Source organism: bacterium endosymbiont of Bathymodiolus sp. 5 South (genome assembly GCF_900128535.1).
In the GTDB taxonomy this organism is placed as follows: Bacteria; Pseudomonadota; Gammaproteobacteria; order PS1; family Pseudothioglobaceae; genus Thiodubiliella.
Window position 1 is genome coordinate 1 of the sequence record NZ_FQTR01000055.1, and the last position, 12,538, is coordinate 12,538.

11 protein-coding genes and 1 pseudogene are annotated in these 12,538 nt (G+C 34.2%); 1 reads left to right on the plus strand and 11 read right to left on the minus strand.

Annotated features, from left to right (window positions below; genetic code table 11):
• Nucleotides 1–65: 65 nt before the first annotated feature.
• The 9 genes from BBROOKSOX_RS06305 to BBROOKSOX_RS06345 form a co-directional block, all read right to left on the minus strand.
• Nucleotides 66–881: a glycosyltransferase gene (locus BBROOKSOX_RS06305; RefSeq protein WP_139660381.1), complete on the minus strand. Its 816-nt coding sequence runs from the start codon at nt 879–881 to the stop codon at nt 66–68.
• A 5-nt stretch (nt 882–886) separates the two neighbouring features.
• Entirely contained in the window at nt 887–1,810 is a 924-nt protein-coding gene (locus BBROOKSOX_RS06310; protein WP_139660382.1) for a glycosyltransferase family A protein, read from the minus strand.
• The gene (locus BBROOKSOX_RS06315) at nt 1,807–2,733 is read right to left on the minus strand and encodes an NAD-dependent epimerase/dehydratase family protein (RefSeq protein WP_139660383.1); all 927 of its coding nucleotides are present in this window, start codon (nt 2,731–2,733) and stop codon (nt 1,807–1,809) included. Before BBROOKSOX_RS06315 ends, BBROOKSOX_RS06310 begins: the two co-directional genes overlap by 4 nt.
• A 6-nt stretch (nt 2,734–2,739) precedes the next feature.
• Nucleotides 2,740–4,515 carry a thiamine pyrophosphate-binding protein gene (locus BBROOKSOX_RS06320; protein WP_139660384.1) on the minus strand — a complete coding sequence of 592 codons (1,776 nt, stop codon included), beginning with the start codon at nt 4,513–4,515 and terminating at the stop codon, nt 2,740–2,742.
• Nucleotides 4,512–5,693: a pyridoxal phosphate-dependent aminotransferase gene (locus BBROOKSOX_RS06325; RefSeq protein ID WP_139660385.1), complete on the minus strand. Its 1,182-nt coding sequence runs from the start codon at nt 5,691–5,693 to the stop codon at nt 4,512–4,514. The genes BBROOKSOX_RS06320 and BBROOKSOX_RS06325 overlap by 4 nt, the downstream gene beginning before the upstream one ends.
• A gap of 3 nt (nt 5,694–5,696) precedes the next feature.
• Nucleotides 5,697–6,998, minus strand: coding sequence for a lipopolysaccharide biosynthesis protein RfbH (gene rfbH, locus BBROOKSOX_RS06330; RefSeq protein WP_139660386.1), 1,302 nt, complete (start codon nt 6,996–6,998; stop codon nt 5,697–5,699).
• On the minus strand, nt 6,985–8,055 hold the full coding sequence (gene rfbG, locus BBROOKSOX_RS06335) for a CDP-glucose 4,6-dehydratase (protein WP_139660387.1): 1,071 nt from the start codon (nt 8,053–8,055) through the stop codon (nt 6,985–6,987). Before rfbG ends, rfbH begins: the two co-directional genes overlap by 14 nt.
• A 6-nt stretch (nt 8,056–8,061) precedes the next feature.
• Nucleotides 8,062–8,832, minus strand: a complete 771-nt coding sequence (rfbF, locus tag BBROOKSOX_RS06340; RefSeq protein ID WP_139660388.1) for a glucose-1-phosphate cytidylyltransferase — start codon at nt 8,830–8,832, stop codon at nt 8,062–8,064.
• Nucleotides 8,833–9,327: 495 nt separating this feature from the next.
• The gene (locus BBROOKSOX_RS06345; protein ID WP_139660389.1) at nt 9,328–10,275 is read right to left on the minus strand and encodes a glycosyltransferase; all 948 of its coding nucleotides are present in this window, start codon (nt 10,273–10,275) and stop codon (nt 9,328–9,330) included.
• Between the two features lie 30 nt (nt 10,276–10,305).
• Between BBROOKSOX_RS06345 and BBROOKSOX_RS06350 the strand changes: the two genes are divergently transcribed.
• Nucleotides 10,306–10,461: a hypothetical protein gene (locus BBROOKSOX_RS06350; protein WP_180323887.1), complete on the plus strand. Its 156-nt coding sequence runs from the start codon at nt 10,306–10,308 to the stop codon at nt 10,459–10,461.
• 197 nt (nt 10,462–10,658) lie between these two features.
• On the opposite strand, the pseudogene BBROOKSOX_RS06355 reads toward BBROOKSOX_RS06350, so the two are convergent.
• Nucleotides 10,659–10,727 (minus strand): annotated as a pseudogene (locus BBROOKSOX_RS06355) (sugar phosphate nucleotidyltransferase); the annotation flags it as partial.
• A 25-nt stretch (nt 10,728–10,752) separates the two neighbouring features.
• On the minus strand, nt 10,753–12,450 hold the full coding sequence (locus tag BBROOKSOX_RS06360; RefSeq protein WP_139660390.1) for an ABC transporter ATP-binding protein/permease: 1,698 nt from the start codon (nt 12,448–12,450) through the stop codon (nt 10,753–10,755).
• Nucleotides 12,451–12,538: the final 88 nt, after the last annotated feature.

The window sequence follows — 12,538 nt, forward strand, 5'->3', positions numbered from 1 at the left end:
AAGCACCAATAGCACTATTATTATAACGATTTTTTTCTATTTCCTTATCATTCATAAGAAAAGTCTCACAGTTTTCTTATCATTTTAAAAACTACCTTCATTAAGGCATTCGGCAACATTCGAACAACAAAACCAACAGACATATTCCTAATCATTTCAAAAAGGCTTAAAAACCCCATTTTATAAAAATCCACCTGCACATCCACTTCAAACATCGCATTTTTCAAACCACCTCTGCGCATCTGTTGTTCATTGCCCATTCGCACACTCACTAACGACTCTTGCAGATTATAAATCTTTGCCCCAGCCATAATCAACTTAACGAACAAATTGTAATCTTCACTAGTTCTATACTTGGCATAATTACCCACATTCAATACCCAAGATTTCTTATACATTGCCGTCACATGATTAACAGGACTTCTGCCTTTGGCAAATGCCGCTATCTCATTATGCTGCTCAGGCGTTCTTCTGTAAGATATTATCTGAGTTTCGTTAAACTCAAATTCCCCTATCCAAGTGCCACAAACATCAACATCTTGATTCTCAAATACTGCCAACTGTTTCTCAAACCGTTTAGGCAACGACACATCATCCGTATCCATCACCGCAATCAACTCACAACTACACACCTCTATGCCAATATTCTTAGCAGCACCAACACCAACATTCTCTTTAAGAGAAACAACCTGCAAGGTATTAGCCAACCTCTCTTTCCATTCTCCAATAGCCTGGTAAAGCCCATCAGTCAACGGACCATCCTCCACCAAAACCACCTCATTAGGCTTGACAGTCTGCTCATCCCACACACTTCGCATCGCCCTATTAAAGCTCCCCACCTCTTCTTTGTAGTAAATTGATATTAATACCGAAAACTTCATAAACTTTAATCGCCCCTTAGGGATATTTTAATTTTTCTAAAAACTGCCCTCCAAAAAAATAACTTTCTAGTAAGGTAAAAAGATTTTAATAATAAAAACTTAAAAACAACTTTATTTCTCCATGAGAATAAATTTGCTTTATCTTGTTTTACAAGCCATTTTCTCCATAAATCATACCGCATTGCAACAAAAAAATCTTGGTTCTTGCCTATCCCTTTTTTTGCCATATAATTTAACAAGGCAATACCACCGACTGTATCTTCTGTATTACTATCATTTTCATCGTGAACCCTGTAATACATCAAAGTATCTGGAAGCCAAGCAATTAAACCATATTTCAACATAGTACTCAATAAAATAATATCGAAATATTTAGCGCCCGGAAGCGATACTAACGATATTTTCTTTAAAAAATTTGTGCAATACATATAACTTGGAAATGGAGCAATTCCTCCATTTCCTGGACTATATTGCTCTAAAAAATCCTTTTCATTGTCAAACTCTTTATAAGTTTCAAGATAGTAAGTCTTATCCTTAGACTTTGAAACACTATTCTTACATAAAAATGCATTGCATCCCACGGCAGACACGCCTTCTTTTTGAATGAATGGAAGCATAGTCTCAACATAATCGGGGTGCATCATATCGTCGTCATGAAACATAACTATATACTTTTCTTCGCATTCAGAAATGGTTAACTGAAAATGTTCTTTTGCGGGTACTGGTGGATTTCTACGAATATATTTAAAGTTATGGCTCGGATAATCTCGTTCAATCATCTTCTTAACTTCTTCTTTCTCAGAATTATCAGATACAATGACTTTAACCGCCACCTTTGATAGATTTTGATTTAATACCGAATCAAGCGACTCTTTGAGATATTTTGGTCGGTCTCTTGATAAAATAACAATTTGAACTGTTTCTTTCATGCAATTAAGATAGCCTTCATTTCCATGGTAACACCTTCTAACGCAGTATTTTCAGGTTTATACCCCATTTTTTCTGCTTTTTTATAAGTTGAATAATAATGCATTTTAGAGCCCGTAGCATTGACTATATTAACAACCTTATCAATAGAATAATCCAAACCAAATTGCTGTTGCAATTCAGTCAATAAATCAAATTTTGATATTGGCGCCTGAGTGTAACAATCTAAAGCTGTATTAATTGGCTTATACTCAATAATTGATTGCACTAGATGATAAAAATCAGGTGGCGTAATAAAATCTCTAACAATATTATCCGCAGAAGTTTTAAAGACTTTTTTATTTTTTATAGCACGCACTATATCGGTAATCAAAAATCGAGCATTCATATCTTGTGTATGGCTAAAATAGTTAAACACCCTGACATCAACAATAGAAAAATTAAACAGCGCTCTATGTTTAGCCTCTGCATGCAACTTAGCCAGTGTATACCAATCAGTTGATTTAAGGTTATTAATATCTATCGTAGCAACTGTATTCTCATCGACTGGCTTTTGATAATTACCGCCATAAACTGCACCACTACTCAGAAAAAAATATTTAGTTTCCTTATGTAACTTAAGATACTCAAGCACCATGTCATCATATTTCTCAGTTATTTTAAAAATATCACTGCCCATCTTTTGGGCTTTTTCTGGATCACCTATCCCTACAAAATTAATAATAATATCATATTTCTGATTGTCACTAAAATCATCATACGCTTGCACTTGATATTCCCCATTCAAGTTTGCACTACTTGCCCACTCTTTTAATAATTTTATATTACGGCTAAAAAGCGAAAAGTTATATTCCTTATTCTTTGAAAAAGACAAGATTAAATCCTGTGCTATTCGACTAGTTGCGCCTAAGATTGCTATTTTCATACAAAGCTAGATAGGCTTAATATTCATTTCATTTAAAAACTCATCACGCTCTAGAAATGGATACATGTCTTCAATGGGTTTAGACGCCATACCCCCACCTTTGTTTTTAACAGCACTAACTGCAGGAATGATTTCTTGATTTTCTGGACATATCACTTCACAAATTACTGGACCAACGGCAGTGATAACACTTGCGAGTTTTTCTCTTAATTCACTAACATTATTAATTTTTACATAAGGAAGCCCATAAGCATTGGCAATTTTTTCCACTTCTGGAAAAGAAACACCTGATTCAGAGTCGGTTCCTATTTTACGACCATCAAAAAATTTATTCTGTGTTGCTCGTATAGATAAATACCCATTGTTATTCCAAACAATAAGTTTAACTGGAAAATTGTAATGCTTAATCGTTTGTAATTCTTGTATATTAAGTTGGAACGATCCATCTCCTGTAATGCCTATAACTGGTTTATTAGCTGCAACCGATGCACCAATTGCAACTGGTAAAGTAAAGCCCATATCAGCTTGTGCACCAGAAGTAATATAACGCTGTTTATTGCTTTTTAAAGTAAATGATTGCGAGGTTACATAGTAAGATGAACCTGCATCCGAAACTACAATAGAATCTTCGTTTGCCAATTCTGATAATGTCTTTATGAATTCATACATATTAACAGTATCAATATCATATCCTTTTTGATAAACTGGCCATTTATTTTTCCAATGAATACATTTATTTTGCCAATTTCCTAAAGTTTTTGGTGTTATTTTGCTTTCTATATTTTCTAAAAAATATCTGACATCAGTATGAATAAATTGGTCAATATTAACTGTGTCCTTCTTATGCTCATCTTCATCAATATCAATGACAACTAACTTAGAATTTTTTCCAAATAATTCATATTCAAACCCCGTCAAGCAAACACTTAATCTTGACCCTAAACTGATAATTAAATCACTGTTTTGTATGGCAAAATTTCCCGCCCTATCGCCCTTAATACCTAAACGACCAACATAATTTAAGTTATCTTGTTCAAAAAAATCTACCGCTAGATAGGACACAACACACGGTATGTTGTTCTTGTTAGCAAAGACCCTTAATTTATCTACTGAACCAGATAATCGAACACCATTACCGGCTAAAATAATTGGTCGTTCCGCTTGTGCGTACATTTCAATAAACTGATCTATGCCTTTTATTTCTTGATTGGTTTTAGCTTCAGGGGTAAAGTACTTTAATTCGTTTACATTTACAGAAAACCCTTGAACATCCAAAGGTATATCAATCCAAACAGGACCTTGGCGGCCAGTTAATGCGAGATGTGCGGCTTTTTCTAAATGGTATAAAATTTCTTTTGGCTCATTGACCATGACAGCATATTTTGTTAATGACTCTACGATGGAAACAATATCAGCCTCTTGTACGCCAAATTGGCGTAGGTTTGTTTGTGCATTTCTAGAGGTTTCTTTACGTTTTATTTGACCCGATATAAAAATCACTGGTGTGTTATCTTGCCATGCATCCAACAAACCAGTAATTGCATTAGTAGCACCGCAGCCTGTTGTAAGCATAGTAGCAGATAGTCCATTTTTATATTTTGCATAAGCAACTGCGCCCATAGCACAAGCTTGCTCGTGATGATTGCAAATTGCGTTAATATCGTCATTCAATGCAATACCATCATTCAAAAACATTGCACCGCCACCAGTAAGTGTAAATATATCTTTAATACCTTGTTCAACAAGAAATGATGCAACAATATCTGCTACTCTTTGTTTCATTTGATACCTCTATTTTTTAATGCCTCTTTTATTTTTTCAATAGCAAGATTAATATTGCTGATTGAATTAACATAACAAATTCTAACAAAATTATCGGCATAATGACCAAAGCTACTACCCGGTAACAATGCTACACCTGCTTGCTCTAATGCAAAGTCTGAGAATTCTTCGCCTGTCATACCCAAACCAGAAACGCTTGCAAATGCGTAAATTGAACCTTTTGGCATTGCACACCTAACCCCCTCTATTGAATTTAGTCCGCTTACTAAAATTTTGCGTCGCTCAGAATATTCTTCTTTCATTGTTTGAACATCTGATTGGTCACCATTAATAGCCTCAATAGCTGCCCGTTGAATAAATGGAGAGACACAAGAATTAACTGTTTGCAATAATAGCCCCATCTTTCCAATCAGATGTTCAGGTCCAATTGCAGCACCTATACGCCACCCTGTCATGGCAAATGCTTTACTAAAACCATTAAGGACAATAACATTGCTTTTACAAAAATCAAGCATTGATGGACTAAAGAATTCACTACTATCTTTAAATACTAATCTTGAATAAATTTCATCAGAAAGAATAAAAATACCTTTATCACTACAAATTTTATAAATTTCTTCTATTTCTTTTTGTTCGGTCATTGCTCCAGTAGGGTTGCTTGGAGAATTGATAATAACCAATCTTGTTTTATCTGTGATTAACTGCCTGACATCATCGGCCATTAGTTGATGTTGATTTTCCTCCTTTAATGCAACGCGTACCGCCTTGGCGCCGCAAAATTTAATAGCAGAAAAATAAGTTGGAAAACCGGGGTCTGGCACAATAACTTCTTCGTCCATATTAACAAGACAACGAATAGCAAAATAAATAATTGCATTGGCACCTGGTGTAATAAGGATTTGGTCAATATTTGGTTTAAATCCTCTAGATTTGAATGTTGTTTCTGCCACAGCTTCTCTCAACTCAAACAAACCCATTGAATTTGTATAATGAGTATCGCCGCTTTTTAGCGCGTCAACACAGACATTAATTATATTATCTGGCGTGTCAAAATCAGGCTCTCCTAATTCAAAGTGAAGGATTTTTTTACCTTCTCTTTCTAGTTTTTGAACCTTATCCAAAACCTTAAACATTGGCTGTCCATCTATTTCATACGCAGCGTCGGAAAGTTTAATCATAATTTATCCTACAAACTCTTGTATCTTTTCAGCAATAAAATCCAACTGTTCTACACCCAATGCAGGATAAATACCTAGCCATAAGGTTTGATTCATTGTAATATTAGTATTGGTTAAATCACTGGCAATTCTATATTCAATATCTTGAAAATAAGGCTGTTTGGTTAAATTACCAGCAAACAATAGTCTTGTTCCAATTTTATGGCTGTCTAAATGTTGAGTGAATTTAACTCTATCAATATTGTCTTTTAAAGTAACAGGAAATCCAAACCATGAAGGCTCTGAGTTTTCAGTAACCTGTGGTAAATCAATAAATTGAGTCAAACTACTTAATTTGTTTTTAAGGTAAGTAAAATTTTCATTGCGTTTTTTGATAAATTCTGGCAATCTTTTTAATTGTGCTAAACCACAGGCTGCTTGCATATCGCTAATTTTAAGATTATAGCCAAGGTGTGAATAAGTGTATTTATGGTCATAACCATACGGCAAATCGCCTAATTGTTGCTCAAAACGCTTCTCACAGGTGTTGTCACAGCCTGGGTCACAATAACAATCTCTACCCCAATCTCTAAATGATTCTGCAATTGTCATTAGTTTTGCATTGTTAGTAAATACTGCACCACCCTCTCCCATTGTAATATGATGTGCTGGGTAAAAACTACAAGTAGCAATATCACCAAATGTTCCGACATGCTGGTTATTGTATTTTGCACCTAATGCATCACAGCAGTCTTCAACCAGCCAAAGATTGTATTTATCGCATAACCTCTTAACCTTGTCTAAATTATATGGATTGCCTAAAGTATGTGCCAACATAATAGCTTTAGTTTTTGGTGTGATTGCTGCTTCAATTAAATCTGCATCAACATTGTGCGTTGCTAAATCCACATCAACAAACACAGGAATAGCGCCAAATTGCACAATTGGATTAACCGTTGTAGGAAAGCCTGCAGCCACACCAATGACTTCATCGCCTTTTTTAATAGCCCTATCGCCTAATTTTGGCGATGTTAGCGTGGCAAATGCGACTAAATTGGCAGATGAACCTGAATTAACCGTTATTAAATGCTTGATACCGATAAACTCAGACAGTTCTTTTTCAAATTTACGATTAAAACGCCCAGTCGTCAGCCAGCCGTCCAACGATGCATCCACCATATATTGTAGTTCGGTAGCGCCTATTACTTTTCCCGATGGCGGAACAACACTCCTACCTGGCTTAAAAGTTTTTTCCGTGTATTTTAAATCTGCAAACTCCTGTACAAGTTCTGCGATTTCTAACCTTAATTCTTCAGTGGTTTTCATTATTCATATCTTTTGTGTATTCTTTGATTTCTGCCAGACACACAGCTTGTATATTTTCTTTATTAAGCCAAGCCTTGTGCCAGTCAACAATCTTTTCCAGTGTATAGTTTAACTCCCATACCGGTTTCCAACCAAGCTTTAATTCGGCTTTTGCAATATTCAACTTCAAAAAATCCGCCTCATGTGGGTTGGCATTTTTATCAAGCTCCCAATTAGAACCAGGCCATTTTAATGTCATTTTATTTAAAATCCAATCTACTGGCTGAACATCTTGCTCATTAGGCCCAAAATTCCAGCCTTCGGCATATTTTCCTTGATTTTTATAAAGCTTTTCAAGCAAGATTAAATATCCTGATAATGGTTCTAAAACATGTTGCCAAGGGCGTGTGGCTTTAGGATTGCGAATGATAACTGACTCATTTTTTTCAAACGACCTTAAAATATCGGGTATTAACCTATCGTGTGCCCAATCACCACCGCCAATAACATTACCTGCTCGGACTGATGCTATACCAATACCCTGCTCTTGTAAAAAAGAACGCTTATAGCTCGAAGTGACTAATTCTGCACAGCCCTTACTGCTACTATAAGGGTCGTAACCTCCCATTGAATCTGTCTCTATATAACCTTCTTTGCGAGAATCATTTTCATAGCATTTATCCGTTGTAATATTCACAATAGCCTTTAGGTTAGAGCAACTTCGCGCTACTTCCAATACCTTAACCGTGCCAATAACATTAACTTCATAAGTTTCAACTGGATTATCATAAGAATACCTGACCAAGGGCTGTGCTGCCATATGTATCAAAATATCAGGATTAAAAGTTATCATACTTTTGTGCAGTTTGTCTTGGTTTCTAATATCACCAATCTCTGAGACAATAATTGACTCAATTTTTGCCTCATTAAATAATGAAGGTGATGTCGGCGGATTGAGTGCATAACCTTTTACTTCTGCGCCTAATGAAGTCAACCATAAAGACAACCAACTGCCTTTAAAGCCAGTATGTCCTGTGAGAAATATACGCCTACCTCTCCAAAAATCTTGGCTTATCATTATCAATTACCAAGTCTTCCATGGGGCACGACCCGCACCCCAAAGCTCTTGTAAATATAGCTTGTCGCGCAATGTATCCATTGGCTGCCAAAAACCTTCATGTGTAAATGCCATTAAATTATCATCTTTAGCTAAGTCTTGCAATGGCGCTTGTTCCCAAGTGCAATCATCACCAGAAATTCGTTTTAAAACTTTTGGAGAAAGTACAAAAAAACCACCATTAATCAAAGCACCATCGCCTTTAGGTTTTTCCACAAATTGCTTGATTTGGTTATCCTGTATATCTAATGCACCAAATCTACCTGGTGGGTAGGTGGCAGTTAGTGTTGCCTCTTTGCCGTGCTCTTGATGAAAGGCTACCAACGCTGAAATATCAACATCTGACACACCATCACCATAAGTAAAGCAAAAAGCCTCTTCATTTTTTACATATTCTGCCACTCTACCTAGCCTACCGCCTGTCATAGAATTATCACCTGTATCAATCAAAGTAACCGTCCAAGGCTCCGCACCTTCTTTGTGCACTTCCATAGCATTAGTTTTCATATTAAAGGTAACATCCGATTGATGTAAAAAGTAGTTGGCAAAATATTCTTTAATAACATAACCTTTGTAACCACAACAAATAACAAAATCATTAATGCCGTGAGTGGAATACATTTTCATAATGTGCCATAAAATCGGCTTACCGCCAATTTCTACCATTGGTTTTGGCTTAATACTTGTTTCTTCACTTAGGCGCGTACCCAAACCTCCGGCTAAAATTACTGCTTTCATAATTTACTCCTTCTTTAATATTAATATCATCTTCAATGACTTGTACAATAGTATTTGCAAAATTTTCAGCACTGAATTTATAAGCCCCTTCACTCTTTAAATAACTTTCGATTGCATCAATATATTCAAGATACTTGTCATCGGATAAATCTGTAAGGTGATCATAATAATGACTTATAATCCTAAAAATCTCTCTTATCTATAAAACATTCTTTTAGAATGTGGTCGGTTATATTGTTCGCCCCCCAATATATAGGAATACATTACCGCAAAAATAATCAAATTGTGTTTTCTTTTAATTATGAGACCTTTGCATAAGTAGGGATGATTAGCAAAATCCAATTTTTTCCCAATGGGTGATTTCTTTAAACCTTGTCCTAGCAGAGCTAAGGCTGGGTTTAAAAAATCGCCAAGTGGGTGAAAAGTAGGTTTCTGATGATTGTTCCTATTTATGCAAAGGTCTCTATTAATAATAATTCCATACGCCTATTTTTTTCATCCGTATTTTACCAACGACCTTATAGAGCTGTATATTTTTGGTAAAAACTTTTTTATAAACATAATTATTGGACTTAAAAATACTTTACAAACGAGTAATTTAAATTTAAATATTCCGTAAAAGTTAATATTATTTTTTATATACCCCTCGGCATAAATACGATTAACTTCCGCAATTTTGTCTTTAGATTTTATTGGCCAAAGTGTTAAATTAACAATATTAGTCCAATCATTTAAAAATAACTTTTTAATATCCTCCTTAAATAATTCTGCTAATAACACATATCCAAAATAACTTTTACTGTACCACTCTTGCATTGCAGCAGGCATCTCAATTTGAGGTGAAAATATCTTTTTTTTTGATAGTCTACAAATTTTTGCTTCTTTGTTTTTAAAGCTGTCTATCAGTATAGCCAAGTGTGCAAAACAAGTATATATATGTTGAAACCCAACTGGTACAGATGTCTTTATAAAATCTGTTTTATAAATTACATAGCTAATTAAGCCAACTCCATCTGGATTTTCAAGTGCACTCTTGAAAAATTCTTTTTGATTCCAATTCTGAAACTCAATATTCTCTCTGTCTTTAATTGTAAAAAACAAAACATCCATATCGTGATTTAAAATCTCCATTATTTTTGATATGCTGCCTTCCATTAACATATCGTCATCACTCAAAATCCAAAGATAATTGCATTTATCTGCATGTAAAAATCCACTCACAATATTGGTATCCGCAAGTAGATTAGTTGCGTTCCTGCTATAAGTTAGATTATTATCAATACAGTATTTTTCAATGTTTTTATATCCTTCAATATCTGTTGAATTATTATCACTTATAACAACCTTAATATCACTACTCATCTCTTTATTGATAACTTTCAACTGACTCATTAATCTGTCGGAACGGTTATAAGAGGGTATATAAATTATTAATTTTTTCATTGCTAAGTGGTGTATTAAAATCTATAGAGAATGCTATCTACTTGCAATAACTGCCCAGAATTAGCACCGATATCTAAAACAAGCCCTATATCGTATGACTTGAGTAAAGCCATCCTTCGTCCTGTTGAGCAAGACTTAAAGCGTGAAATGTCTAACTCTATTTTCCAAAAATATTTTTTAATTTGAGTTTTTAAATCCATTTTTATACCTTTTTTACTATGTTAAATTTTAAGTTCAGCCCATGATATTATACAAGGGAGTTAAGCATTTTAAATATTACTCAAGACTTGTGTTTTATACTAATTAAATACAGTTTTAAACCATCATTTAATTCAATTTTATAATACCATCCTAAGCTGTGTAACTTGTCTAGATTTGTTAATAGGATATTGCTTTCGGGATAACGGCCAAAGGCGCGTTCCATGACCACCTGAAAGGATTACTGGGATAATTGTATTTTGAAATTTCATATGGACATTATTGAGTAATTTTTTTGTTTTTTATTTCAAAAACTTTGTTACAACCTTTAATTGTGCTTAAGCGATGAGCAATAATGATTAAAGTTTTATTTTGACTGATTTTATAGATTTCATCCATAATTTTTTGCTCTGTTTCATCATCTAATGCACTGGTTGCCTCGTCCAAGACTAACACTTCTGGCTCTCCGTATAAAGCTCTTGCAATGGCAACGCGTTGTTTTTGCCCTCCACTTAACTGTATCCCACCCTCGCCAACTAAGGTATCTATTCCTGCTTTAGTTTGTAGAAAGTCAAAAATATTGGCCTGCTTTAAAACCTTTTCTAACAAGGCGTCCTCTAATTTTCTACCAAAACAGATATTGTCAGCAATGGTGCCATCAAACAAATAAACTTGTTGTGGAATATAGCCGATTTGTGAGCGCCAATTTTGTAAATTAAATTCATCTAACACAATATCATCGATTTTGATTTCCCCTTGATTCTGCTGATGCAATCCAATAATTAAATTCACCAAGGTACTTTTACCAGAGCCACTTTCACCAATAAATGCAATTTTTTCACCCTTATTTATAGTCAAATTTATATCGCTTAAAACTGTTTTTTCTTGATAGTGAAAACCAACATTCGTTAGTTCAATTTTATAATTGAAATAAATGTTTTCATCTTTTAAGTTTTCTTGGGTAGTTCTTAATTCTTCGTCAATAATATCAATCGACTTATGATAATACATTAGTCCGTTATACTCATTAACAATGCGATTAATCGATGGTAGTAGACGGTATAAAGCCAATACAAATAAACTTAAAATTGGCAAAATATACGCTATATTAGATTGCTTAAAGTATAACAAGACCACTAGTAATAAGACGATTAGAGAAAAGCCACTGGTTTCTATAAACAATCTTGGAAAGTCATTTAAAAAATTGTAGCTTGCATTTGCTTTTGCGTATTTATTAACTGTTGTGGAAAAATCGCTTTCAATATCTTTCAGTCTATCTTTATCTTGTAATTTAACATGCTCAAAATTACCAAATATTCTATTAATAATTTCATACAGTTTTGCTTGAACACTTGCTCTTACTTTGCCGACTACTTTTATTCTTTTTGAAATTGAGTGTGTTAAAAAAAGTATTTTAAGAATTAAAATTGCTGTAAATATAAGTGTTATTTTCCAACTGGCAATTAGCATTAATATATATATGAATACAGTAACAAAAATCTCAGACATTATCAATAAAACAGCGCGGATAACTAAGGACATTAAAGATGCCTCTGTGATAATTGCCTTAGTCAGATAACTGCTATTTTTATTGGCAAAAACTCGACAAGGCATCGCTAAATAAGTTTTAAACAATCTCCTTGTTGTTCGTGCATAAAGTTCTTCTGTGAAATGAGCCATTACATAGTTATATGTCAAATTTACACCGCCTCTAAAAATGTAAAAACCAACCAAAGTCAAGCCAAAAACAATAGCAAAATTAACATCGTCCTCAAAACCGAAAAAGACAAAAATCCATTGGTAGTATTGATTTTGATGAATACTATCAAAGTTTACTGAAATATCAATAAATGGCATAATTGCCGAGATTCCAATTGTTTCTACTACTGAGACAAAAATAGAAAAAACCACTAACCAAAGCAAGTGGCGTTTGGTTTCTCTGTCTAATAATTGACGAAGTTTTTGAATGTAGCTCATTACCCTATCTGCCGCTTAAGCTGTTCAATTTCAATCTTTAATCGCTCATATTCTTCGGTTTTTCTTTGCAAAAAATGAAGGGTTAATA

Excerpts from the sequence above, each read along its gene's own strand:
- BBROOKSOX_RS06310 (WP_139660382.1), bottom strand. The coding sequence starts at position 1,810 with ATGAAAGAAACAGTTCAAATTGTTATTTTATCAAGAGACCGACCAAAA.
- rfbH (WP_139660386.1), bottom strand. The coding sequence starts at position 6,998 with ATGAAAACCACTGAAGAATTAAGGTTAGAAATCGCAGAACTTGTACAG.
- rfbF (WP_139660388.1), bottom strand. The coding sequence starts at position 8,832 with ATGAAAGCAGTAATTTTAGCCGGAGGTTTGGGTACGCGCCTAAGTGAA.
- BBROOKSOX_RS06305 (WP_139660381.1), bottom strand. The coding sequence starts at position 881 with ATGAAGTTTTCGGTATTAATATCAATTTACTACAAAGAAGAGGTGGGG.
- BBROOKSOX_RS06320 (WP_139660384.1), bottom strand. The coding sequence starts at position 4,515 with ATGAAACAAAGAGTAGCAGATATTGTTGCATCATTTCTTGTTGAACAA.
- BBROOKSOX_RS06350 (WP_180323887.1), top strand. The coding sequence starts at position 10,306 with ATGCTATCTACTTGCAATAACTGCCCAGAATTAGCACCGATATCTAAA.
- BBROOKSOX_RS06360 (WP_139660390.1), bottom strand. The coding sequence starts at position 12,450 with ATGAGCTACATTCAAAAACTTCGTCAATTATTAGACAGAGAAACCAAA.
- BBROOKSOX_RS06315 (WP_139660383.1), bottom strand. The coding sequence starts at position 2,733 with ATGAAAATAGCAATCTTAGGCGCAACTAGTCGAATAGCACAGGATTTA.
- BBROOKSOX_RS06325 (WP_139660385.1), bottom strand. The coding sequence starts at position 5,693 with ATGATTAAACTTTCCGACGCTGCGTATGAAATAGATGGACAGCCAATG.
- rfbG (WP_139660387.1), bottom strand. The coding sequence starts at position 8,055 with ATGATAAGCCAAGATTTTTGGAGAGGTAGGCGTATATTTCTCACAGGA.
- BBROOKSOX_RS06345 (WP_139660389.1), bottom strand. The coding sequence starts at position 10,275 with ATGAAAAAATTAATAATTTATATACCCTCTTATAACCGTTCCGACAGA.